5 protein-coding genes and 2 pseudogenes are annotated in these 26,439 nt (G+C 72.3%); 4 read left to right on the top strand and 3 right to left on the bottom strand.

The features are described from left to right. Nucleotides 1–51: 51 nt before the first annotated feature. The gene (locus IEY89_RS22485) at nucleotides 52–1,770 is read right to left on the bottom strand and encodes a SpoIIE family protein phosphatase (RefSeq protein WP_189149274.1); all 1,719 of its coding nucleotides are present in this window, start codon (nucleotides 1,768–1,770) and stop codon (nucleotides 52–54) included. 461 nt (nucleotides 1,771–2,231) lie between these two features. Here IEY89_RS22485 and IEY89_RS22480 point away from each other — a divergent pair, with 461 nt between their 5' ends. Continuing rightward, nucleotides 2,232–3,212 carry a threonine ammonia-lyase gene (locus tag IEY89_RS22480; protein ID WP_189149273.1) on the top strand — a complete coding sequence of 327 codons (981 nt, stop codon included), beginning with the start codon at nucleotides 2,232–2,234 and terminating at the stop codon, nucleotides 3,210–3,212. Between the two features lie 475 nt (nucleotides 3,213–3,687). Here the strand turns inward: IEY89_RS22480 and IEY89_RS22475 are convergent. Next, nucleotides 3,688–3,833, bottom strand: a pseudogene (locus IEY89_RS22475) (metallophosphoesterase); the annotation flags it as partial. Nucleotides 3,834–3,956: 123 nt separating this feature from the next. Further along, the gene (locus tag IEY89_RS22470; protein WP_308437460.1) at nucleotides 3,957–4,730 is read right to left on the bottom strand and encodes a thioesterase II family protein; all 774 of its coding nucleotides are present in this window, start codon (nucleotides 4,728–4,730) and stop codon (nucleotides 3,957–3,959) included. Between the two features lie 247 nt (nucleotides 4,731–4,977). Here IEY89_RS22470 and IEY89_RS22465 point away from each other — a divergent pair, with 247 nt between their 5' ends. The 3 genes and pseudogenes from IEY89_RS22465 to IEY89_RS22455 all read left to right on the top strand — a co-directional run. Continuing rightward, nucleotides 4,978–11,607 carry a type I polyketide synthase gene (locus IEY89_RS22465; protein ID WP_189149272.1) on the top strand — a complete coding sequence of 2,210 codons (6,630 nt, stop codon included), beginning with the start codon at nucleotides 4,978–4,980 and terminating at the stop codon, nucleotides 11,605–11,607. A 126-nt stretch (nucleotides 11,608–11,733) separates the two neighbouring features. Further along, nucleotides 11,734–20,355: a type I polyketide synthase gene (locus tag IEY89_RS22460; RefSeq protein ID WP_189149271.1), complete on the top strand. Its 8,622-nt coding sequence runs from the start codon at nucleotides 11,734–11,736 to the stop codon at nucleotides 20,353–20,355. Next, nucleotides 20,300–26,185: pseudogene (locus tag IEY89_RS22455) on the top strand (type I polyketide synthase); the annotation flags it as partial. The gene IEY89_RS22460 and the pseudogene IEY89_RS22455, both read left to right, overlap by 56 nt. Nucleotides 26,186–26,439 lie beyond the last annotated feature (254 nt).

Below are 26,439 nucleotides of genomic sequence, written 5' to 3'. Positions count from 1 at the left end.
GCCGGAGGCAGTCGTTCGCAGCAGCCGACGTGGCCGCCCGGAGTACGGAGGTCAGGCCCGGGCAGGTACCCGCAAGGCGAGCAGGGCGACATCGTCGTCGTTGGCGAGGGGGCGGACCCGGCCCAGCAGTTCGTCGGTGAAGGAGGTCAGAGGACGGTGGGCCAGGGCGGCGGCGTGTCGGCGCAGTCGCTGGAGGCCTTCGTCGAGGGTGTGGCCGGGTTCTTCGATCAGACCGTCGGTGTACAGCAGGAGAGTGGAGCCGGGCGGCAGCAGGGCGGTGGCGTCGGTGCGGGGTTTCTGGGATCCGGTGCCCAGGAGAATGCCGTGGCCGTCGGTGAGGTAGTCGGCCAGGCCGTCATGGCTGATCAACAGCGGTGGCGGGTGGCCGGCGTTGGTCCAGGACAGCTTCCACTGACCGTCGTGGGTCTCTTCGATCCGGGCGAGGATCATGGTGGCCATGTCGACGTCGGTGATGTGCAGAACCGCCTCGTCGAGACGTTCGACGATCTGGCTGGGGGGCTCGCGCAGGGCCCAGGCGTAGGCGCGGAGCATGTTGCGCACCTGTGCCATGCCGGCGGCGGCCTCCAGGTCGTGACCGACGACGTCGCCGATGGCCAGCGCGGTGGCACCGTCGGCCAGGGAGAAGGCGTCGTACCAGTCACCCCCGACCTGGGAGGCGTCGGGTGCGGGCAGGTAGCGGACCGTCATCTGCAACCCGGGCACGCGTGGCATCTGTGGCAGCAGATGGTTCTGCATGGTCTCGGCGACCTTGCGCTGGCGCTGGTAGAGGCGCGCGTTGTCCAGCGCGAGGCCGGCACGGCGGGCGATGTCCTCGATCAGGGGGAGATCAGGGTTGCTGAAGTCGCCCGCCTGCTTCGCGCGGCCCAGAGTCAGGGCTCCGAGTACGGCGCGGGTGCTGCGGATGGGCGCGATGGCCGCGGAGTGAATGCCGGTGGCGTCGAACAGGCGGCGTTGTTCGACCGCGATGCCGGAATCCGGTGCCCCCTGGTAGGTCTGCGGGCCGGCCAGAGTCGAGGCGACTCCGCGCAGGGCCCGGGACAACGGCATCGGGGACTCCTCGGGGATGGGTGGCATCGGTCCCTGCAACTCCTCGTGGTGCACGAGTACCCCACCGTCCATCTCGGCGACGACAGTGCGCCACACCTCGTCGCGTTCCGTGATCAAGTCGATGATGGCCCAGTCGGCCAGCCGGGGCACCACCAGGGTCACGAGTCGTCGCAGGGCCTCGTCGGCATCGAGTGTGGAGGTCAGTTGTGTGGTGGTCGCGGCCAGCAGGGCGAGACGTTCGAGTTCCGGCAGCAGGGTGGTCCCCGGTTGCGGGAGTGAGTCCGGTTCCCCCAGGTACCGGGGTTGGAAGAGGACGAGCGTGCGGTGCTCCTGGTTACCGAGGCCGAAGGGAGTTATCAGCCACGAGATCTGCAGCAGAGAGCCGTCCCCGCGTACGAAGTAGTCCTCGTCGGCCTGAGCGGTGCGTCCGGCGTGGAAAGCCTGTCGCATGCGGCACTGGGTCCGGGGCAAGGGATGGCCGTGTGAGTCCCGGTGGAGTAGGTCATGCGCGTCATGGCCGAAGAGATCTCCGGCCGGCCGGTCCAGAAACTGCTCGGCGCGGGAGTTCGCGGCGAGGATGCGGCCCTCGTCGTCCACGAGGTAGGCCCCGGTCCCGATGGCTTCCAGCGTCTTGGTGAGCCCGGCGGTATGCGTCGCCACGGGCCGTTTCCCGTCGTTCTCCGTATGGTCTGGTTCTGCCATGCCCTGATCTCCCTAGCTGGAATTGCAGCACGCCCGCTCGACGGTACCTACCATTCCGACTGCCCCGGCGCCGACGAATTCAGCCCCGCCCCCGCTCACGAACGGCAAACCGACGCCCACGGCCGGAGCCCTGGCGGTCGACCTGCCGCACCGGCGGCCGTGCACGGTCAGTCACCCATCAATCACAGGTGGCTGCCCGGTGTCGCGGCGCAGACTTCAAGAAGCTCGGCAAGTCGAGCAGGGCCGACTTCTCCTCCTCATCAGCCCGCCACTGTGTCAGGGCGTCGACTTCCTGACGCGCTACCCGGGCTTCCTGCTCGTTGGACAGACAGCTCCAGTTCAATCCCCGTGACGCCTCCTCGGGCCTCGGACACCGAGTTGGTCGTGTCTGCCAGTGCGGGCGCCGGGTGCCGGGTAAGCGACCAAAGAGAACTGCACCGGTGACGCTACGCTGCGATGTCATGCTGGAGACACGCCTCGACACCGAGCGGATCCGGGCGGCTCGCCGGGTGATCGACCCGGTATTCCTCGGTACTCCGCTCTACCGCTGTGAGGCGCTGGAGCCCGCTCTCGGGTGCACGGTGAGCGTCAAGCTCGAAACGGCCAACCCGGTCCGCAGCTTCAAGGCCCGAGGTACCGAGGTGGTCGCCGGCCTGCTCGCCGACAACGGCGCGCGAGCCGCGGTGTGTGCCAGTGCGGGCAATCTGGGCCAGGCCCTCGCCTGGTCAGGTCGAGGCCGAGGGCTCGACGTGACCGTCGTGGCATCCCGCTTTGCGACTGTGGCCAAGCTCGATCGCATCCGCGCGTTGGACGCCCGGCTGGAGCTGGTGGACGGGGACCATGAGCTGGCCCGCGAGCGGGCGGCGGCCATCGCACGGTACGAAGGCAGCAGACTGGTCGAGGACAGCCTGGACATCGAGACCTGCGAGGGCGCGGCCACCATCGGCCTGGAACTGGTGGACGCGGGACCGTCCTACGACGCCGTCCTGATCGCACTCGGCGGCGGGGCGCTGGCCACTGGTGTGGGCCATGTCCTCAAGGCCTTGGCACCCGAGGTCGAAGTGATCTGCGTCCAGCCGCTGGGTGCACCGGCGATGACACACTCGTGGCGCGAGCAACGTGTCGTCACCACCGAATCGGCCGACACCATCGCCGACGGCGTGGCCGGCAGGCGTCCGATCCCGGCCGTGCTGGCCGACCTCCTCCAGGTTGCCGACGATGCCGTCCTGGTCCAGGAGGCGTCGATCATCGCCGGTATGCGCATGCTTCTCGACCACGCCGGCCTTGTCGTCGAACCGTCCGCCGCGCTCGGCATCGCGGCGATCCTCGAGGACCGTGACCGCTTCGCCGGCCGGCACGTGGTCACCATCGTGTGCGGCAGCAATGTCGACGTGGACGCCTATCACCGCTGGGTCGGCGCGACTCCCGGCCCCAGGTCGTAACGAGGAGCGGCGCGGGCCTTGCGCGCTGCGTACTCCCGGCAGCAGGCCACCGCCTGCGAACAGCCCTCGATCCGCAGGCGTTGGCTCACCCGTGAGGTGGAGGCTCTGAACTGATCGCCCGCGGGATGTCCGACCTGGAGATCGCCGACCGTCCTCGCACCAGTGAGCGACCGTCAAGACCCGCCTCGACCGCATGATGACCAAGCCGGGCCCGGACGGCCGGGCACAGGCCGTGGTGGTGGCGTACGAAACAGGGCTGGGGACCCGGGGCGGACAGTTGCGCTAAGCTTGATCTTGAGCTGGTCGCCGCAACTCCGGTTGGCTGGTTGCGCGTTGGTGGTCCAAGGAAAGACGCCCCGCTTCCTGTGGGGAAATGCAGGTGCAAGGCCTGCCCGGCGCTCGATCAAGAGGCCCGTCCGTATACGGACGGGCCTCTTGCGTGGCCCAACCCGGGATGAACGTCACCGCCGCCCACTCACGGCACGGCCGGTGCGGGCTTCGCGGCCGGAAGCACGTCGCGCAGGATGCCTCGCGGAAGCCGCGCCGCCGCCATTCGCGGGGGTAGCCGATGGAGACCTCCTCGAAGCGCACACCGTCGTGCACCGTCGTCCGGGGAATGTGCGCCGGCGACGATGAGCCAGTCCTGGTCGGTGGTGGGGCGGAGCTGGTCCAGGAACCGCCGGTTCTCCTCGTAGGAGATGTGCAGGTCGCTGACGGCCAGCAGTCTCGGCGCCGGCCCCCATGTCAGTGGTCCGCCGCCGCACCGCTCAGGGTGTCCGCGATCCGCCGGATCAGCCCGGGCGCCTGCTCGGTGAGGTAGAAGTGGCCGCCCGGGTACACCTCCATGGCGAAGCCGCCGGTGGTGTGCTCCTGCCAGGCCTGTACGTCGTCCAGCGGGGCCTTCGGGTCCTCGTCGCCCACCAGGGCCGTCACCGGGCAGGTCACCTGGTGCACCCGCTGGGGACGGTACAGCTCGGCGGCCCGGTAGTCGCTGCGGATCGCGGGCAGCACCATGCGCAGCACCTCGTCGTCGCCGAGGATCCGGCTGTCGGTGCCGGCCAGCCGCCTGATCTCGTCGAGCAGGGCCTCGTCACCGCGCCCGTGCACATCCTCCTCCACCCGGAACCGGGACGGCGCCCGTCTGCCCGACGCGAACAGCATCACCGGTACCACCCCGGCCCGCTGCTCCAGCTGACCGGCCAACTCGAAGGCCAGCGACGCGCCCATGCTGTGCCCGAACAGGGCCAGTGGCCGGTCTGTCCACTCGTCGACGAGCAACGGCAGCAAGTGGTCGGCCAGTTCGGGGATGCTCTCGACACACGGTTCCAGCCGCCGGTCCTGGCGCCCCGGATACTGCACCGCGAGGACCTCGACGCGCGGTGCGAGGGCCTGCGAGACCGGAAAGTAGAAACTGGCCGAACCTCCGGCGTGCGGGAGGCACAGCAGGCGTACCTCGCTGTCCGGGGCGGGGTGGTAGCGGCGGATCCACAGATCCGCGTCTGCGCGGTGCGCGGTCACATCATTCTCCGGGTCTGTCGAGGGCCGTCCGTTTCCGGAAGCTAACAGGCGGCGGGTTCGGTCCGCGCCCGTGCGGGCCCCTGAACCGACCCCTATGAGCACGGGTCCAGGTCAGGGGTGTCGCGACGCGGCGGGAACCTCGTCTACTTGAAGTCCTCAATACCCAGGGCTGCTTGGCGCGACTGCCCCAGGCGGTTGTCGCCGTTCCCCGGCGGTATCCGCACGGCTCCGACCCCCGGGGGTTTCAGTGACGGACGAAGCACGGCTCGTCGATTACATCCGCCGTATGACGAGCGATCTGCGCAAGGCTCACCGACGGCTCAAACAGTTGGAGGACGCGGGCAGTGAACCCGTCGCGATAGTCGGCATCGGCTGCCGTTTCCCCGGCGGAGTCACCGGGCCCGACGAGCTGTGGCGGCTGGTGGCCGAGGCCCGGGACGCGGTGGGCGCCATGCCCGACGACCGGGGCTGGGACTTCGATGCCCTCTTCGCCCCCGATCAGGACCAGTTGGGGACCAGCCACGCCCGCGAAGGCGCCTTTCTGCACGACGCCGCGGACTTCGACGCCGGCTTCTTCGGAATTTCCCCCCGCGAGGCACTCGCCATGGACCCCCAGCAGCGACTGCTGCTGGAAGTGGCATGGGAGGCGCTGGAACACGCCGGCATCGACCCGGGCACGCTGACCGGCAGTCCCACCGGCGTCTACGCCGGGCTCATGTACCACGACTACGCGGGCGAGTTGTCGACCATGCCCGACGAGGTCCAGGGCTTCCTCAGCACCGGTGTCGCGGGCAGTGTGGTGTCCGGCCGCGTCGCCTACGCCTTCGGCTTCGAGGGCCCGGCGGTCACCGTGGACACCGCCTGTTCGTCCTCGCTCGTGACACTCCATCTCGCGGCGCAGGCGCTGCGGGCGGGCGAGTGCGATCTGGCGCTGGCCGGCGGGGTCACGGTCATGGCCACCCCGTCCACGTTCGTCGAGAACTCCCGGCAGGGCGGACTGGCGGCCGACGGCCGGTGCAAGTCCTTCGCGGGCGCCGCCGACGGCACCGGCTGGGGCGAGGGCGCGGCCCTGCTGGTCGTGGAGAGGCTCTCCGACGCCCGGCGCCACGGACATCAGGTGCTCGCCGTGATCCGGGGTACCGCCGTGAACCAGGACGGTGCCAGCAACGGCCTGACCGCGCCCAACGGCCCCTCCCAGCAACGGGTCATCCGACGGGCGCTTGCCAACGCCCGGCTGACCGCGGCCGATGTGGACGCGGTCGAGGCACACGGCACCGGGACCAGGCTCGGCGATCCCGTCGAGGCGCAGGCCCTGCTGGCCACCTACGGCAAGGAGCGGACCGAAGGCCTGCCGCTGTGGCTGGGCTCGGTCAAGTCCAACCTGGCCCACACCCAGGCCGCCGCGGGCGCCGCCGGGGTCATCAAGATGGTCATGGCGATACGGCACGGGCGGCTGCCCCGCACCCTCCATGTCGACGAAGCGACACCAGAGGTGGACTGGGGTGCGGGAGCGGTCCGACTCCTCGCCGAGCCCCGCGACTGGCCCGACCTCGGCAGGCCCCGCCGGGCCGCCGTCTCGTCGTTCGGCGTGAGTGGCACCAACGCCCACGTGATCCTCGAACAGGCCTCGGTGGAAGGGGAGTTCGAGCAGGCTGCCGAGCCCGCTCCGGGCGAGGGGCAGCGCACCGAGGACGCGCGGGCCGCGGAGTTCGTACCCCTGCCGACCGTGCCGGTTCTCCTCTCCGCCCGCGACGACGAGGCGTTGCGCGCGCAGGCGGCCCGACTGCACGAGCACGTCACCGGGCCCGACGCCCCCCGCCTGCCCGACCTCGGCCACGCCACCGCCACCACCCGTGCCGCCCTCGAACAGCGGGCGGTGGTCGTCGCCGCCGACCACGACGAACTGGCCCGTGCTCTCAAGGCACTGGCCTCGGCCGAGCCCGCGCCGGGACTGTTGACCGGCCCGGCGGGGGACCAGGCCTGCGCCTTCCTGTTCACCGGCCAGGGGGCACAACGCCCAGGCATGGGGATGGAGTTGTACGCGGCGTTTCCCGTCTACGCGCGAGCCCTGGACTCCGTGTGCGCGGAACTCGACGGCCACCTCGACCAGCCGCTGCACGATCTGCTGTCCGCCGCACCCGGCACCGCCACCGCCGAGCTGCTGGACGAGACCCGCTACACCCAGGCGGCGACCTTCGCGGTGGAGGTCGCGCTGTTCCGCCTGGTCGAGAGCTGGGGAGTGCGGCCCCGCCACCTCGCCGGCCACTCGATCGGCGAACTCGCCGCCGCCCATGTCTCCGGCATGCTGACACTGCCGGACGCCTGTGCGCTGGTGGCCGCCCGAGGCCGGCTCATGCAGGAACTGCCGGCCGGCGGTGCGATGGTCGCCCTGGAGGCCGCCGAGGCGGAGGTGACCCCGCTGCTCGCGGGGCAGGAGGACGCCATCGCCCTGGCCGCCGTCAACGCGGAGAGGTCCGTCGTCGCCTCGGGCACCGCCGCAGCGGTCGCCTCGGTCGCGGCGCACTTCGCCGGTCTCGGCCGCCGCACCCGCCACCTGCGGGTCTCGCACGCCTTCCACTCGCCACTGATGGACCCCATGCTGGACGAGTTCCGAGACGTCGTACGGAAACTGGAGTTCCACCCGCCGGCCATTCCGGTCGTCTCCAGCGTGACCGGCGCCGTCCAGCCCGACGACCAGTGGGCCTCACCCGACTACTGGGCCCGCCAGGTCCGCGACACCGTCCGCTTCCACGACGTGACCGCCACCCTGTGCGAGGCGGGTGCCACCGTCCTGCTCGAACTGGGACCGGACGCTGCCCTGACCGCGATGGCGGACAGCGGTTCGACCGGCGGCCCGGACGGTGCGGCGACCCCCGCCGATCCGCTCCGCGTGGCCGCACAACGCCGTGACCAGCCAGAACCGAGGGCGCTGATCACCGCCCTCGGCCGCCTGCACGCCCATGGCGTCCGGGTGGACTGGGAGGCCTTCTACGCCGACCGGGGCACCCGGCCGGTGCCGCTGCCGACGTACGCCTTCCAGCGGCGGCGCTACTGGCTGCGTCCCAAGCCGGGCACGGCGGCCACGGGGACGGCCGGACTGCCCGTCGCCGGGCACCCGCTGCTGGCGACCGCCCTCACGGTGGCCGGCACCGGGACACTGCTGCTGACCGGGCGCCTCGGCGTCGACACCCATCCCTGGCTGGCCGACCACGCGGTGGGCGGCACCGTCCTCGTCCCGGGCACAGCCTTCGTGGAACTCGCCCTGCATGCCGCCGCCCGGCTCCGTACCGCGGACCGCACCACGCTGACGATCGGCGAACTCGTCCTGCGAGCCCCGCTGATCCTGCCCGCCACGGGCGGCGTACGGATCCAGGTCGTCGTCGGTGAGGCCGACGCGGACGGCCGGCGGACCGTCGCCGTCGCCTCCCAGCCGGAGACCGCCGACGCCGACGACGAGTGGACCGCACACGCCGACGGAGTCCTCGGCGGCGAACCGGCAGCGGACCGCCCGGAGCCGGGCCCATGGCCGCCGACGGACGCCACACCGCTCGAAACGGGCTCCCTCTACGACGAGTTCGCGACCGCGGGGTTCTCCTACGGCCCCGCCTTCCAAGGCGTCCGCCGGGCGTGGCGGCACGGCGACGAGGTGTACGCCGAGGTCGCCCTCCCGGAGGCGATCGCCTCCGACGCCGCCGCCTTCGCCCTGCACCCGGCGCTCGCCGACGCGGCCCTCCACGCCGCAGTCTTCGCAGGCGGCCCCTTCTCGGCTGCGCCCGGCGAGGGCCGACTGCCCTTCGTCTGGGACGGGGTGACTCTCCGGGCCACCGGCGCCACCGCACTCCGCGTGCGGCTCACACCCACCGGACCCGACAGCCTCACCCTCACCCTCGCCGACCCCACCGGCACGCCGGTGGCCACCATCCGCTCACTGACCGTCCGCGCCGCCCCCGCCGTGCTCCCCGCCACCGGCGCGGACACAGGGCCGGCCGACGGGCTCCACCTGCCCGGCTGGGAGACCGTCCCCCTGTCGGCCGAGCCCGCCGACACTCCGGAGCGCTGGGTCCTGGCGGGAGACCCCAAGTCGCTGCCCACCCTCCCCGGGGCCTCACGCCGACCGGATCCGGCCGAAGTCGACGCCACGGACACCGACTTCGTCGTCGTACACCTGGACGCCGCCCTGCCGCGGGGGGCCGGACCCGGTGACCCCGCCGCCGTCGCCGAGGTGCACGCCGCCACCGAACGGGCGCTCGGTACCGTACGCCGCTGGCTCACCGACGACACCTTCGCCGCCGTCCGGCTGGTCGTCCTGTTGCGCGGAGCGGTCCGGGTCACCGGCGAGGATCCGCTGCCGGACCCGGTCGCCGCCGCCGTGTGGGGGCTCCTCGGCTCCGCCGCACACGAGAACCCCGACCGCGTCACCGTGCTGGACTGGGACGGCGACGACCGGTCCGGCACCGCCCTCCCGGCGGCAGTGGCGGGCCCCGAACCCCGGCTCGCACTGCGCGCCGGGACCGCCCACGCGCCGCGCCTGACACCCCTGGCCGGCCACCCCTCGCTGCTTCCGCCGCCGGGGCCCGCCCCATGGGTGCTGGACCGGGTCGGGGAGAGCGGAACCATCGACGACCTGGCGCTCGTACCGGCACCCGACAGCCTCACCGAACCGCTCGGCGCGGGCCAGGTACGGGTCGACGTGCGCGCCGCCGGAGTGAACTTCCGCGACGTCGTCGTCGCCCTCGGCCTGGTGCCCGGGCTGCGCGGCCTCGGCGGCGAACTCGCCGGTGTGGTGAGTGCTGTGGGGCCGGACGTGCCCGGTCTGCGGGCAGGGGACCGGGTGTTCGGGCTCGCGCCCGCCGCGTTCGGTCCGGTCGCCGACACCGACCACCGCTGGCTGGCGCCGATACCAGAAGGCTGGAGCTTCGAGCAGGCCGCCGCCGTTCCCCTCGCCTATCTCACCGCCTACTACGGCCTGGTGGACCTCGCCGCAGTGCGTCCCGGACAGAAGGTGCTCATCCACGCGGGCGCGGGCGGAGTCGGCACCGCCGCCGTCCAACTCGCCCAGCACCTCGGCGCCGAGGTGTACGCCACCGCCAGTACCGCCAAACGGCACGTGCTGCGCGACGCAGGCCTCGACGACGCTCACACCGCAGACTCCCGCACCCTCGACTTCGCGGACCACTTCCTCGGGACCACCGGCGGACAGGGAATGGACGTCGTACTCGACTGTCTGGCAGGGGAGTTCGTCGACGCGGGCCTGCGACTGCTGCCCCGTGGCGGGCAGTTCCTGGAGATGGGCAAGACCGACATCCGCGACCCGGCCGCCGTCGCCGCCGACCGCCCCGGCGTCGCCTACCAGGCGTACGACCTCCAGGAGGCCTCGCCCGACCGGATGCGCGACATGCTCACCGCGCTGCTCGACCTCTTCGACCGGGGGGCCCTGACTCCGCCGCCGCCCGCCGTATGGGACGTACGAAGGGCCCGCGACGCCTTCCGTACGCTCAGCCAGGCCAAACTCATCGGCAAGGCGGTTCTCACCGTCCCCCGGCGCCCCGACCCCGAAGCCACCTTCGTCGTCACCGGCGCCGGCGGCAACCTCGGCGGACTCGTCGCCCGGCACCTCGTCACCCGGTACGGGGCCCGGCACCTGCTGCTCCTCGGCCGACGCGGTCCCGCGGCACCGGGGGCCGCCGAACTCGCCGCCGAACTGAGGACGTTGGGTGCCCACGGCGTCGACACCATCGCCTGCGACACCGCGGACCGTGCTGCCCTGCGCGCCGTACTCGACGGGCTCGACCGGCCGCCGACCGTGATCGTGCACGCTGCGGGAGTCCTCGACGACGGGCTGGCCGCACGCCTCACCGACGAGCAACTGCACCGCGTGCTGCGGCCCAAGACCGACAGCGCCGCCCACCTGGACGCGCTCACCCGCGAACTCGGCCACGACCCGGCCCTGTTCGTCCTCTTCTCCTCCGCCTCCGGCTTCACCGGAAACCCCGGCCAGGCCAACTACGCCGCCGCCAACACCTACTTGGACGCACTCGCCGCCCACCGCAGGGCGTCCGGACTGGCGGGCACCTCACTGCTCTGGGGAGCGTGGGAGCAGTCCGCCGGCATGACGGCCGGACTCAGTGACACCGACCAGCGCCGGATGGCCCGCTCCGGACTGCTCGCCCTGAGCCCGGAACAGGGACTCGCCCTGTTCGACAGCGCCATCGGTGCGGACACCCACGCCGTGGCACCCATCGCCCTGGACACCGGTGTACTGCGCGAACAGGCCGAGGCGGGCACCCTGCCGCCCGTCTTCCGGGGCTTGGTGCAGGCGCCCGTCCTGCGGCGCGCCGCTCCGGCCACCCCGGGCACCGCCGGCGCCCCCGGACTCGCCGAACGGCTGGCCGCCCTCACCGGCACGGAGCGCGACCGCCTGCTGCTGGACCTTGTGCACAGCCACACCGCGACCGTCCTCGGGCATGGCTCACCGGACTCCCTCGGCGCCCAACGCACCTTCCGCGAACTGGGCTTCGACTCCCTCACCGCCGTGGAACTGCGCAATGCCCTCGGCGCCGTCACCGGTCTGCGGCTGCCCGCCACCCTCGTCTTCGACCACCCCACACCCCAGGCGGTGGCGGCGCTGCTGCGCGCGGAGCTCGCCCCGCCCGAGGCATCGCCGGCCCAGGAGGCGCTGGCCATCGTCGACGGACTGGCCCGCTCGCTCGCCGACGTCCCGGCGGACGATCCCGACCGCCGCCACCTCGACGACCGGCTGCGGTCGCTGCTGGACGCCTGGCGCACGCCGCAGTACGAGGGTGCCGTCGACGATCTCGCGCGGGCCAGTGACGACGACCTCTTCGCCATGGTCGACGACGGATTCCGCCCCTCCTGATCCCTCCAGATCCCTGTCTTTTCTTCTCTTTTCTTTCCACCCCGGCCTTCCTGACCGGCTCTCGTGTCCCGGCCCTGCCGAGCCGGCCGGAGAGCCGGTACGACCCCCCGAGGAAGTGACGCACGCATGTCGAGCTCATCCGCCACGTCCGGTTCGGCCATGGAGAGCAAACTCCGCGACTACCTCAGGCGCGCCGTCGCCGACGCCCGCGATCTGCGTGAGCGGTTGCGGGAGACGGAGGAGCGGGCTCGCGAGCCGATCGCCATCACCGGCATGGCGTGCCGTTTTCCCGGTGGGGTCGAGTCACCCGAAGATCTGTGGCGCATGGTGGCCGACGGGGCGGACGCGATCTCCGGATTCCCCGAGGACCGGGGCTGGCCCATCGAGGAACTGTACGAGGAGGCCGGAGGCATCGCCTCCTCGGCCACGCTGGAAGGCGGGTTCCTCCGTGACGCCGCCGGGTTCGACGCGGAGTTCTTCGGTATTTCGCCGCGTGAGGCGTTGGCGATGGATCCGCAGCAGCGGCTACTGCTTGAGGTGTCGTGGGAGGCGGTGGAGCGGGCGGGTGTGGATCCGTTGTCGTTGCGCGGCAGCCGCACCGGTGTCTACTTCGGCGGCGGATCGGAGGATTTCGTCGGACTCCTCGCCATGGGCCACGACTCCGAGGAGAGCCCGTCGCTCACCGGCATGACCAGCAGTGTCATGTCCGGCCGAGTGGCGTACACCCTCGGTCTGGAGGGCCCGGCGCTGACGGTCGACACTGCCTGCTCCTCCTCTCTCGTCACCCTCCATCTCGCCGTGCAGGCGCTGCGGGCCGGAGAGTGCGACCTCGCGCTGGCGGGAGGTGTGACGGTGATGTCGACGCCGGGCATCTTCCCCGAGTTCGCCCGGCAGGGCGGACTGGCCTCGGACGGGCGGTGCAAGGCGTTCGCGGACACTGCCGACGGCACCGGCTGGGGTGAGGGCGTCGGTGTGCTGATGGTGGAGCGGCTCTCGGACGCGCGCCGCAACGGACATCCCGTCCTGGCCGTCGTCCGCGCCTCCGCCGTGAACCAGGACGGCGCTTCCAACGGTATGACGGCCCCCAACGGGCCCTCCCAACAGCGGGTGATCCGGGCGGCGCTGGCGAGTGCGGGGCTGACCGCCGCTGATGTGGACGCGGTGGAGGCACACGGCACGGGGACCCGGCTGGGCGACCCGATCGAGGCGCAGGCACTGCTGGCGACGTATGGCCAAGGGAGGCCGCCGGGGCGGCCGTTGTGGGTCGGCTCCATCAAGTCCAACATCGGCCATACGGTCGCCGCGGCGGGCGTGGGCGGTGTGATCAAGACGGTCATGGCCCTACGGCACGGCGTCCTGCCGCGGACACTGCACGTGGACGAGCCGACACGGCAGGTCGACTGGACCGCGGGTGCGGTGGAGCTGTTGACCGAGGAGCGGGCATGGCCGGTGACGGGGCGTCCGCGGCGTGCGGGTGTGTCGTCGTTCGGGATCAGCGGAACGAACGCCCACATCATTCTGGAGCAGGGTGACTACGACTCCCCGACCGGAGGCGAGGACGAGGGCCCGGCTCCCTGGGTGCTCTCGGCACGCGACGCGACAGCCCTGCCCGCCCAGGCGGCGAAGCTCCTCACTCATCTCACCCAGCACCCGGATGTCTCGCTGACCGACATCGGCTATTCCTTGGCGTCGTCGCGGGCGGTGTTGGGGTATCGGGCGGTGGTGGTGGGGGGTGGGCGTGAGGAGTTGTTGCGGGGTGTGTCGGCGTTGGCGGAGGGTCGGCCGGACGCGGGTGTGGTGCGGGGTCGTGCGGGTGAGGGTGGTCCTGTGTTCGTGTTTCCGGGGCAGGGGTCGCAGTGGGTGGGGATGGCGGTGGAGCTGCTGGGCTCTTCACCGGTGTTCGCGGGGCGGATGGGGGAGTGCGAGCGGGCGCTTGCGGGGTTTGTGGACTGGTCGTTGACGGATGTGCTGGGCGATGAGGTGGCGTTGGGCCGGGTGGATGTGGTTCAGCCGGTGTTGTGGGCAGTGATGGTGTCTCTGGCGGAGGTGTGGCGGTCGTTCGGTGTGGTGCCGGTGGCTGTGGTGGGTCATTCGCAGGGTGAGATCGCTGCGGCTGTGGTGGCGGGTGGGTTGTCGTTGGAGGATGGTGCGCGGGTGGTGGCGCTGCGTTCTCGGGCGATTCTCGCGTTGTCGGGCAGGGGCGGGATGGTTTCGGTTCAGCTTCCCGTCGATGAGGTGCGAGGTCTGGCGGCGGTGCTGGACGGCCGGGTCGAGGTGGCTGCGGTGAATGGTCCTTCGTCGGTGGTGGTGGCCGGCGCGCCGCGGGATCTGGATGAGGTGATCGCGGAGGCGACGGGCCGGGGTGTTGGTGCCAGGCGGGTTGATGTGGACTATGCGTCGCATTCCGTGCAGGTGGAGGGTGTCCGTGAGGAACTCCACGGCGTGCTGGGCGGGTTGTCGCCCGTTTCCGGTCATGTGCCGTTCTATTCGACGGTCGTTGGCGAACGTCTCGACACGGCTGGTCTGGACGCCGAGTACTGGTTTCGCAACCTCCGTTCGACCGTTCGTCTCGAAGACACCGTCACCGGTCTTGTGGAGGGGGGGCATCGGTTGTTTGTCGAGATCAGTCCTCATCCGGTGTTGACGGGGGCGGTGCAGGAGACGGCGGAGGCGGTGGGTGGGGAGGTTGCGGTCACGGGGACGTTGCGGCGTGGTGAGGGTGGTCTGGAGCGGCTGTTGCTGTCGTTGGGTGAGGCGTATGTGCATGGAGCGCGGGTGGACTGGGTGGAGTGGTTCGCTGGGAGTGGTGCCAGGCGGGTCGACTTGCCGACCTACGCCTTCCAACACCAGCGCTACTGGCCCGAGTTCACCGTGGCCGCAGGCACCGCAGGACGGGCCTCGGACAGCTGGCGCTATCGCGTCGTCTGGCGCCGGAGTGCCCTTGCCGACAACCAGCCTTTGTCCGGACGCTGGTTGCTGATCTCCACCCCGGACAAGGTCGCCGTGGCCCTGCGCAATGCCGGGGCGGAGACCGAGGTCGCCGCAGGAGCCGTTCCCGGCGACTACGCGGGTGTGATCGCCGCTCCCGCCTCCCTCGACGAGGCCGTCGCCCTCCTGAAGGATCTGCACGAGGCCGACGTGAAGGCACCCCTGTGGTGGCTGACCCGGGGCGCCGCCGCGGTGACCCCTGACGACGCGGTACGCGCGGAAGCCGCGCAGCTGTGGGCGCTCGGGCAGGTGGTGGGCCTTGAGGAGCCGAACTGGTGGGGCGGCCTCGTCGATCTGCCCGCCGAATGGAGCCACGGTACTGGCGAGTTGCTCGCCACGGTTCTCGGGGCCGCGGCCGGTGGTGAGGACCAGGTCGCCGTGCGTGAGTCGGGCGTCTTCGTACGACGGTTGGTGCGAGCCGTGCCGACGGGACGTGAACCGGTCCGTGCGTGGCAGCCCCGGGGGACGGTTCTGGTGACGGGTGGGACCGGTGGTGTCGGTGCGCATGTCGCCCGGTGGCTTGCCGCCGAAGGGGCGCAGCATCTGGTGCTGGCCGGCCGTCGCGGCGCCACTGCTCCGGGCGCCGCCGAACTGGGCCGGGAACTGGAGGCGTTGGGGGCGCGCGTGACGTTGGCGGCCTGCGACGTCGCGGACCGGGACGCGCTGGCCGCCGTACTGGCGGACATACCGGAGGAGACCCCGCTGACCGCAGTCGTCCACGCCGCCGGGCTCGCGACCTTCTCCGACGTACTGTCCATCGAGCCGGAGGAACTCACGGGCGGCACCACGGGGAAGGTGGACGGCGCCCGTCACCTGGACGAACTCACCTCCGGGCTCGACCTCGACGCGTTCGTGCTCTTCTCGTCCGGCGCCGCGGTCTGGGGCAGCGCGGGCAACGGCACCTACGCCGCCGCCAACGCCTACCTCGACGCCTTGGCCCACCAGCGCCGCGCCCGCGGACTGCCCGCCACCTCGCTCGCCTGGGGCGGCTGGGCAGGCGGAGGCATGCTGGAGGGTTCCGACGCCGTCGCGGGCCGGCTGGAGCGGATGGGGGTACGCCAGATGCAGCCCGAGCTGGCCATCGAGGTCATGCGGGACGCGGTCGGGCACGACGAGACCACCCTCGCCGTCACCGACATGGACTGGCAGCGGTTCGCGCCCGTCTACGCCCTGGCCCGGCGCCGCCCGCTGATCGAGGAGATCCCCGAGGTCGCCGGCGCCCTACGGGACGGCAGCCAGGACCGGGCCGTGGACGGGGCGGAGGCCGACGCGACCGTCACACGGCTGAGGGACAGCCTCGGCCGGCTCACCGACGTCGAACGACAGGACGCCTTGGTGGACCTCGTACGGGAGCACGCCGCCGCGGTTCTCGGGCACGCGACGCCGGACACTCTCACCCCGGACCGGCCGTTCAAGGATTTGGGGTTCGACTCGCTGACGGCGACCGAGCTGCGCAACCGCCTCAACGCCGCGACCGGTCTGCGGCTGCCCGCAACCCTCGTCTTCGACCATCCCACTCCCACCGCCCTCGCCGGCCTCCTGCGCGGTGAGCTGCTGACGTTGTCGTTGCGCGGCAGCCGCACCGGAGTCTTCATCGGAGGTCTGCCGACCGGATACGGGGCCATGCTCCTCGATTCCGCCGAGGACCAGGGGTACGCGCTGACCGGTGGCACGGGCAGTGTCATGTCCGGCCGCATCTCGTACGCCCTCGGGCTCCAGGGCCCGGCGGTCACTGTCGACACCGCCTGCTCGTCGTCGCTCGTCTCGCTGCACCTCGCCGCCCAGTCATTGCGGCAGGGTGACTGTTCCCTGGCGCTGGCGGGGGGTGCGGGCATCCTCGCGACTCCGGCTGGTTTCGTCGTCTTCGCCCGGCAGCGCGGGCTGGCGGTCGACGGGCGGTGCAAGGCGTTCTCGGACGCCGCCGACGGCATCGGCTGGGGCGAGGGTGCCGCTGTCGTCCTGCTGGAGCGGTTGTCGGATGCGCGGCGTCATGGGCGGCGGGTGTTGGCGGTGGTGCGGGGTTCGGCGGTGAATCAGGATGGTGCGTCGAACGGGTTGAGTGCGCCGAGTGGTCGGGCGCAGCAGCGGGTGATTCGGCAGGCGTTGGTGAGTGGGGGGTTGTCGGCGTCGGATGTGGATGTGGTGGAGGCGCATGGGACGGGGACGCGGTTGGGGGATCCGATTGAGGCGCAGGCGTTGTTGGGGGTGTTTGGGGGTGGGCGTGAGCGGCCTTTGTTCGTGGGGTCGTTGAAGTCGAATATTGGTCATACGCAGGCGGTGTCTGGTGTGGCTGGTGTGGTGAAGACGGTGATGGCGTTGCGGGCGGGGGTGTTGGCTCGGACGTTGCATGTGGGTGAGGTGTCGTCGGAGGTGGACTGGTCGTCGGGTGCGGTGGAGGTGTTGCGGGAGGAGCGGGTGTGGCCGGTGACGGGGCGTCCGCGGCGTGCGGGTGTGTCGTCGTTCGGGATCAGTGGGACGAACGCGCACGTGATCCTCGAAGAAGCCGCAGAACCCGAAGAAACCGCAGAGGTCGAAGAGGCCGGAGAGCCCGAGGCTGAGCCGAGGGATGAGGGAGGACGGCCCATCAGTGGCCCTGTCCCCTGGACGGTCTCCGCGGCCACCGAGGCGGGACTGCGTGCGCAGGCGAGCCGCCTGCTCGATCACCTGAACGAGCACCCGGACCTCACCACCATCGACGTCGGACACTCCCTCGTCACCACCCGTGCCGCCCTCGAACACCGGGCGGTACTCATCGCCGACGACCGGGACGGCTTCCTGAACAGGCTGCGCGCCCTGGCAGAGGACACGGAGACACCGGGCCTGGTCACGGGAACGGGCACCAAGGCCAAGACGGTGTTCGTGTTTCCGGGCCAGGGGGCGCAGTGGGTGGGGATGGCGGTGGAACTGCTGGGCTCCTCACCGGTGTTCGCGGCGCGGATGGGGGAGTGCGAGCAGGCACTTTCGGAGTTTGTCGACTGGTCGCTGACGGATGTGCTGTCGGATGAGGCCGAGTTGGGCCGGGTGGACGTCATTCAGCCGGTGTTGTGGGCGGTGATGGTCAGCCTGGCGGAGGTGTGGCGGGCAAACGGGGTGGAGCCGGCGGCCGTCGTGGGTCATTCGCAGGGTGAGATCGCTGCGGCTGTGGTGGCGGGTGCGTTGTCGTTGGAGGACGGTGCCCGGGTGGTGGCGCTGCGCTCGCAGGCGATCCTCGCGCTGTCGGGCCAGGGCGGGATGGTCTCCGTTCAGCTTCCCGCCGACAACGTACGGGAGGAACTGGCCCGTTGGGACGGCCGGATCGATCTGGCGGCGGTCAACGGCCCGGCCTCGGTCGTGGTCGCGGGCGAGACCGGGGCACTGGACGAACTGCTCGCGTGGGCGAAGGAACAGGGCGTACGGGCACGCCGGATCGCCGTCGACTACGCCTCGCACTCCTTCCAAGTGGACGGCCTGCGGGCCGAGTTGGCGCAACTGCTGGCCGATGTGACGCCGGTGTCCTCGCAGGTGGCCTTCTACTCGGCGGTGACCGGAGAGCGGGTCGACACGGAGACCCTGGACGGTGAGTACTGGTTCCGGAACCTGCGGCAGCCGGTGGAGTTCGAGCGGGTGACGCGGCTGCTCCTGGAGCAGGGACACGATGTATTCGTCGAGGCGAGCCCTCACCCCGTACTCACGGCCGCTGTGCAGGAGACGGCCGAATCGGCCGGGCGGGACGTGGCCGTCACCGGAACGCTCCGCCGCGGCGAGGGTGGTTCTGAGCGGCTGCTGCTGTCGTTGGGCGAGGCGTACGTCCGGGGTGCGGGCGTGCTCTGGCAGGAGTGGTTCGCGGGGAGTGGCGCCAGGCCGGTCGACCTGCCCACCTACGCGTTCCAGCACCGCCGCTTCTGGATGGAGATGCCGGACGGCCCCGGAGCACGCGCCGCGGCCGGCCGGGCGATCGACGACTGGCGCTATCGCGTGGTCTGGCGGCGCATCAGCACCTCGACCCGTGCCGCGGAGGGTGCGCCGCTGTCGGGGCGCTGGCTGCTGGTCGTCCCCCAGGGCAGCGCCGGGGGAGAGGTCGCGGAAGCACTGCGTGCGGCAGGCGCCGACCTGGACGTCTCCACCCACGCGACCCTCGGTACGGACATCGCGGGCCATGCCGCTCCCTACGCCGGTGTCGTCTCCCTTCTGGAGACGGCCGGCGACGCCCTCGCCCTGACCCGCGCCCTGCGCGCGGCGGACGTGAACGCCCCGCTGTGGTGGCTGACCCGGGGGGCCGCGGCCGTGGCCACCAGCGACGCCGTACGGTCGGAGGCGACCCGGCTGTGGGGGCTCGGCCAGGTGCTGGGCCTTGAGCATCCCGACTGGTGGGGTGGTCTCCTCGACCTGCCGCGCGACTGGAGCGAGAGCGTCGCCACCCTCCTGCCGGCCCTGCTGTCGGGCGCCGCCGCGGGTGAGGACCAGCTGGCGATCCGCGGCCCCGCCGCCTACGCGCGGCGGCTGGTCCGGGCGCCGCTGGCCGACCGCGGGCCGGTACGGCCGTGGAAACCGCGCGGCACGGTACTGATCACGGGCGGGACCGGCGGCATCGCCGCCCACCTGGCCCGCTGGCTGGCCGCCGAGGGCGCGGAACACCTGCTGCTCCTCAGTCGCCGGGGCGACACGGCGCCAGGGGCCGATGAACTCGCCCAGGAACTGCGGGCCCTCGGGGCCGAGGTGACGTTCGCGGCCTGCGACGTGGCCGACCGGGACGCTCTCGCGACCGTACTGGCGGACGACATACCGCAGGCATGGCCCCTGAGTGCCGTCATCCACGCCGCCAGTTCCACGAGCTACGGTCCGGCCCTCGCCGTCGAACCGCAGGACCTGACGGACGGCATGGCCGCCAAGGCGGAGGGCGCCCGTCACCTGGACGAACTCACCTCCGGGCTCGACCTCGACGCGTTCGTGCTCTTCTCGTCCGGCGCCGCGGTCTGGGGCAGCGCGGGCAACGCGACCTACGCCGCCGCCAACGCCTACCTCGACGGGCTCGCGTACGAGCGACGGGCACGCGGACTGACGGCTACCTCGCTCGCGTGGGGCGGCTGGGCCGGCGGAGGCATGCTGGAAGGCTTCGGAGCGCTCGCCGGCCAGCTGGACCGCATGGGCGTACGGCAGATGCGGCCCGAGTCGGCGATCGAGGTGATGCGGGAGGCGGTCGAACACGCCGAGACCGCGCTGACGGTCAGCGACATGGACTGGGCGCGCTTCGCCCCCGTCTACGCCCTGGCCCGACGCCGCCCGCTGATCGAGGAGATCCCCGAGGCGGCACGCGCGCTGCGCGGCGAGTCCGGCGCCGACCGGGCCTCCGCCGACGACGACACCGCCGCCGGCCGACTGCGCGACCGCCTCGCAGGACTCGCCGAGCCGGAGCGGCGTGCGGCGCTGCTTGATCTGGTGCGTACCCGGGCGGCGGCGGTACTGGGCCACTCCGGCGTGGCGGATATCGCGGCCGGACGGCCGTTCAAGGACTTGGGGTTCGACTCGCTGACGGCGACCGAGCTGCGCAACCGCCTCAACGCCGCGACCGGTCTGCGGCTGCCCGCCACCCTCGTCTTCGACCATCCCACTCCCAACGCCCTCGTCGGCCTCCTGCACCAGGAACTGCTCGGCGGCGCGGAAGCGGCGAGCCCCGCGCTGCCGCCCGCCCACCTGACCGTGGACGACGACCCCCTCGCCGTCGCTGACCAGCTCGTCCGGCAGCGTCATGTCCGGTCGGGTGTCGTATGTGCTGGGTCTTGAGGGTCCGGCGGTGACGGTGGACACGGCGTGTTCGTCGTCGTTGGTGGCGTTGCATCTGGCGGGGCAGGCGTTGCGGGCGGGGGAGTGCGACCTCGCGCTCGCCGGCGGCGTCACCGTCATGGCGACGCCCGGGGCCTTCGCCGAGTTCGCCAACCAGGGCGGGCTTTCCTCCGACGGTCGGTGCAAGGCGTTCTCGGACACGGCCGACGGCACCGGGTGGGGCGAGGGCGTGGGGATGCTGGTGGTGGAGCGGCTCTCGGACGCGCGCCGCAACGGCCACCCGGTGCTGGCGGTGATGCGCGGTTCGGCGGTGAACCAGGACGGCGCGTCGAACGGGCTGACCGCGCCCAACGGGCCCTCCCAGCAACGGGTGATCAGGGCGGCCCTGGCCGGCGCCGGGCTCGCCGCGACGGACGTCGACGTCGTCGAGGCGCACGGCACGGGGACCCGGCTGGGAGACCCGATCGAGGCGCAGGCCCTGCTGGCGACCTACGGCCGCGATCGCCCCGAGGACCGGCCGCTGTGGCTCGGCTCCATCAAGTCCAACATCGGCCACACCCAGTACGCCGCGGGTGTCGCCGGGGTCATCAAGACGGTGCTGGCGTTGCGGGAGGGTGTGCTGCCGCGCACGCTGCATGTGGACGAGCCGACGCGGCAGGTGGACTGGTCGGCCGGTACGGTACGGCTGCTGACGGAACAACAGCCATGGCCGGAGACCGGGCGACCGCGCCGGGCCGCCGTGTCGTCGTTCGGTATCAGCGGCACCAACGCCCATCTCGTCCTCGAACAGGCACCTGAGCAGGAACAGGAACATACACCCGTGCAGGAACACGGGCAGGAACAGGGGCCGGAACACGGGGAGGGACAGGAGACAGGGCCGGCAGCGACGCCGGAAGCGACTCGCCCCGCGGGCGTCCTGCCCTGGCTCGTCTCGGGCCACACCGAAGCAGCCCTGCGCGATCAGGCAGCACGTCTCCTCGCCGATCTGAGGGCACGCCCCGGCGTCACCCCCCTGGACATCGCCTGCTCGCTCGCCACCACGCGCAGCGCTCTCGCCCACCGGGCCGCCGTCGTCGCCGACGACCTCCCCGCGCTGGTCGCGGGGCTGGAATCGCTCGCCGTCGGCACGCCGGACGCCACCGCCGAGGTGATCCGGGGCGTCGTGCGCGAGACCCCGCTCGCCGTGGTCTTCCCCGGTCAGGGATCCCAACGGGCTGGCATGGGACGTGAGTTGTACGAGCGTCACCCCGTCTTCGCCGCGGCCTTCGACGCGATCTGCGCGGGGTTCGACGGGCTGCTGCCCCGCCCGCTGCGCGACGTCGTCCTCGCCACCGACCCCGGACGGACCGGGGAACTGGACCGGACCGAGTTCACCCAGCCCGCCCTCTTCGCCGTGGAAGTGGCGCTGTACCGGCTCCTGGAGAGCTGGGGCATCCGCCCCGACGTGCTGATCGGCCACTCCGTCGGAGAACTCGCCGCGGCGCATGTCGCCGGAGTCTGGTCGCTCGCCGACGCCTGCCGTGTGGTCGCGGCGCGCGGCCGGCTGATGCAGGCGCTGCCGCCCGGTGGAGTCATGCTGGCCGTCCAGGCACCCGAGACCGAGGTGGTCGGGGTGCTGGCCTCCCACTCGGACCGCAGTGTCGGCATCGCCGCGGTCAACGGCCCCTCGTCGGTGGTCGTCTCCGGCCCGCAGAGCGAGATCCTGGGAGTCGCGGCCGAGTTCGTCGGGCGTGGCTACCGGACCAAGACGCTCGCGGTGAGCCATGCCTTCCACTCCTCGCTCATGGAACCCATGCTCGCGGACTTCGCCGCGGAACTGGCGCAGGTCACCTTCCACGAGCCCGAACTGACCGTCATCTCCAACATCACCGGAACCGCGGCATCCGCGGCCGAGCTGTGCGCACCCGGCTACTGGGTCAGGCATGTGCGCGACACGGTCCGCTTCGTCGGCGGGCTGCACACTCTGCTCGACCGAGGGGTGCGCACCTTCCTGGAGGTGGGCCCGGGCGGCGCCCTGACCGCGATGACCGAGGAGACCGCAGCCGACCACACCCCAGCCGCCGTGACCTGCCTGGCCGCCCTGCGCGGAGGTGACCTCGGGGAGGCAGACGCCCTGGTCACGGCGGTCGCACGGCTCGCTGTCGAGGGCACGCCGGTCGACTGGGACGCGTACTTCGCGGGCACGGGCGCCCGTACGGTCCCGCTGCCGACGTACGCCTTCCAGCACCGTCGGTTCTGGCTGCGCGTCCTGGGCGGCGGTGGCGTCGGCCGGGACGCGTCGGCCGTCGGCATGGCCGTGGCGGACCACCCGATGCTCGGTGCCGTCACCGCGCTGCCCGCGTCCGGTGGAGTGCTGCTCACCGGACGGCTCGACCTCGCCGGCCACCCCTGGCTGGCCGACCACGCGCTGGCCGGTACCCCGCTGCTGCCCGGCACGGCCTTCGTCGAACTGGCCCTGCACGCCGGCGAACACGTGGGCTGCGACCGGCTCGACGAACTCGTCATCCACGCGCCCCTGCCGCTTCCGTCGGCCGAACGCGCCGGAATCGCCCTCCAACTGACGGTCGAGGCCGCGGACGACAGCGGCCGACGGCCCTTCACCGTCCACGCCAGGCCGGAGGAGACCCCCGACCTGCCGTGGACCAGGCACGCCACCGGCCTCCTCGCACAGGACGACCTGACAGGCGCCCCGGACACGGGCGCCGCCGCACACCCGCCGGCCGACGCCCGCCGGGTGCCGCTGGACGACTTCTACGACAGGACGGCGGAAGCGGGCCTCGCATACGGCCCGGCCTTCCACGGCCTCACCGATCTCTGGCAGACGGCGGGCGCACTCCACGCCCGGGTGGTCCTGCCCGACGATGCCGAGTCCGCCTCCCGTACGGATCCCGACGACGGCACGGACACCGCCGTCGGGTACGGCGTCCACCCGGCGCTCCTGGACGCGGCACTCCAGCCCCTGGCTCTCGGCATCCTGGGCGCGGACGGCCCCGAGGGCACCGCGGTCCCCGCGGGACTGCCCTTCGCCTGGTCGGGCGTACGGCTGTACGCGACCGGCGCGGACGAGCTGTACGTCCGGCTCTCACCCACCGGGGACGGCGCGGTCCGCGTCCACCTGACCACCCCCGACGGCCGGCCGGTCCTGACCGTCGATTCCCTGACCCTGCGCACCCCCTCGGCCGTCCCGGAACGCGCCACCGCCCGGGAGAACGAGCCGCTGTACCGGCTGGAGTGGCCGACCGCGCTCCCCGCCCCCGGGTCCGGGCAGGCGTCCGGTGCGTGGGGCATGCTCGGACTCGATCCGCGGGAACTGCGGCCTCGACTGGCCGCCGCCACCGGCCTGGACGTCGTTCCCTACCTCGACCGTCAGTCCCTCACCGAATCGCTCGACGGCGGTGCGCCGACCCCCACCGCCGTCGTCGTCTTCTGCGACGCGCCGGAGAACGACGACGCGGCCACCGCAGCCCGCGCCGCCACCCGCGAGGCGCTCGACACCCTTGGCGCGTGGCTGGCCGACGACCGGCTGGCCGGCGTCCGCCTGGTGCTCGTCACCCACGGCGCCGTCGCCGTCGGCCCGCACGACCGGGGGCCACGGCCGTCCTCCGCCGCCGTGTGGGGCCTGGCCCGAGCGGCCCAGGCCGAGCATCCGGGCCGGCTCGTGCTCGTCGACCTGGACGAGGACGACACCTCGCTCGCCGCCCTGCCGGGCGCACTCGCGACGGGCGAACCGCAACTGGCCCTGCGCGCCGGCACCGCGCACCTGCCGCGGCTGACCCGACTGCCCGCGAAGCCCACGGAGACGGCCGTCCCCCCGGGCGGGCAGCCGACACGGTTCGACGAGCACGGCACCGTCCTGATCACCGGCGCGACCGGAGGCCTCGGCGCCCTCGTGGCCCGGCACCTCGTCACCCGGCACGGTGTACGGCACCTGCTGCTGGCCGGCAGGCGCGGGTCGGACGCGCCCGGAGCCGACACCCTGACCACCGAACTCACCGACGCCGGCGCCCAGGTCACGTTTGCCGCGTGCGACGTCGCCGACCGCGAGGCGCTCGACCGGCTGCTCGCCGGGATCCCCGCCGGTCATCCCCTCACCGGAGTCGTCCATCTCGCCGGAGTGGTGGACGACGGTCTCGTCACCGACCTGACTCCCGCCCGACTCGACAGCGTCCTGCGTCCCAAGGCCGACGCGGCCTGGCACCTGCACGACGCCACCGCCGGACACGCACTGACCGCCTTCGTGCTGTTCTCCTCCGCCGCGGGAGTGCTGGGCAGCCCGGGCCAGGCCAACTACGCGGCGGCCAACGCCTTCCTCGACGCCCTGGCCCAGCACCGCCGGGCCGCGGGGCTGCCCGCGCTCTCCCTCGCCTGGGGCCCCTGGCAGGGCACCGGCGGCATGGCCGACGCACTCGACGCGTCCGCGCGCGTCCGGCTCGGCGGCAGCGGACTGCTGCCCTTCACCGCCGAGTACGGACTTGAAATCCTCGACCGGGCCATGGCGGAACCGGACGAGCCGCTGCTCGTTCCTCTCCGCCTCGCGCTCAGGTCCGCCGAAGCGATGCCCGCGGAACGGATTCCGGCCGTCCTGCGCGGCCTTGCCCGCGCCGCCGCCCCCCGCAGGGCCTCCGTCCGCGACGGCAACCCCAGGGCTGACCGGACGAGTGCCACGGGACTCTCCGGTCTCGACTCCGCCACTCGAGAGGTGGCACTGCTGGAGCTCGTGCGCGCCGAGGCCGCCCGGGTGCTGGGGCACAGCGGCCCCGACGGCATCGACGCCGACCGGGCCTTCGGCGAGCTGGGCTTCGACTCCCTCACCTCGGTCGAACTCCGCAACCGGCTCGCCGCCGCCACCGGACTGCGGCTCCAGCCCACCCTGGTCTTCGACCATCCGACCCCCACGGCCCTGGTCACGGCCCTCAACCGGCAGTTCACCGCCCCCGCCGACGAGCCCGCGCGCGCCACGGCCCCGACCGACCCGGCCACCGCCGTCGCGGGCGCCGTCGAGGCCCTCTACCGGCATGCCCTCACCGTCGGCCGCTACGACCAGGCGGGCAGGGTCCTGATGAACTCGGCGGGCCTGCGCCCCGCGTTCACCTCGGCCGACCAGGTCGGCAACGCCCCGGGGCTGGTCAAACTCGGCGACGGGGACCAGTACCCGGCCCTCGTCGGCCTGCCGTCGACCTCCGTGTGGGCAAGCGACCAGGAGTTCGTCAGCCTCGCCCGGCCGTTGCGCGGCCTGCGCAGCACCTACTCCCTGATGATGCCGGGATTCACCGCCGACGAACTCGTCGCGGGCAGCGTCGAAGCGGTCGTCGAGCACGCGGCCCGCACGATCCTCCGGGACCTGGACGGTGCCCCGTTCGCTCTGGCCGGCCGGTCCTCCGGAGGGTCGCTCGCCTACGCGGTCGCCAGCCGCCTGGAGGAACTCGGAACCCCCGCCACCGGAGTGGTCATGCTGGACACCTACCTGGCCGGCACCCCGCAGACCGACTACATCGTCCACGTCATGGAGGAGCGTTCCCTCGAACGAGAGGCAGAGTTCGGACGCATGACCGGCATGCGACTCACCGCGATGGCCTCGTACTTCGCCCTCTTCGAGCCCTGGCGTCCACGGCCTGTCGACACCCCCGTACTCCTCCTCCGCGCCTCCGAACTGATCCCTGCCGACTCGGGCCGTCCGCGCACCGTCCCCGACGACTGGCAGACCGTGTGGCCGGTACCGCTGGACGTGGTGGACGTCCCAGGCGACCACCACTCCATGATCGAACAACACGGCGAGACAACCGCGCGAACCCTGCACGACTGGCTCAAGAACCGGACAGGGCGTGCCTGATGAACTGAGACACCCGCCCTGGGTTCGGCCCCACGGCGGCGAACAGCACGCATCGGCGGGCCCCGGCACTCCGGGGCCCGCCGCCCCGCATCCGGCCGTCCGGCTGTCCGGTCATGAGCAGGCAGAACGACCGGCTCCACCACCACCGAGGCCGCCCGCCGGGGCGGTGCGACACCTACGGCGGCGAGCGATCACACCGCCGTACTGCGCGACGCCGGCCTGATCACCAGCCACTCCCACGCCAACACGGTCCT

Source organism: Streptomyces lacrimifluminis (genome assembly GCF_014646095.1).
In the GTDB taxonomy this organism is placed as follows: domain Bacteria; phylum Actinomycetota; class Actinomycetes; order Streptomycetales; family Streptomycetaceae; genus Streptomyces; species Streptomyces lacrimifluminis.
This window is presented reverse-complemented; position numbering and strand designations above follow the sequence as displayed.

What these genes read in the sequence shown, in the direction of transcription:
- IEY89_RS22485 (WP_189149274.1), bottom strand. Translation starts at nt 1,770, where the DNA reads ATGGCAGAACCAGACCATACGGAGAACGACGGGAAACGGCCCGTGGCG.
- IEY89_RS22460 (WP_189149271.1), top strand. Translation starts at nt 11,734, where the DNA reads ATGTCGAGCTCATCCGCCACGTCCGGTTCGGCCATGGAGAGCAAACTC.
- IEY89_RS22480 (WP_189149273.1), top strand. Translation starts at nt 2,232, where the DNA reads ATGCTGGAGACACGCCTCGACACCGAGCGGATCCGGGCGGCTCGCCGG.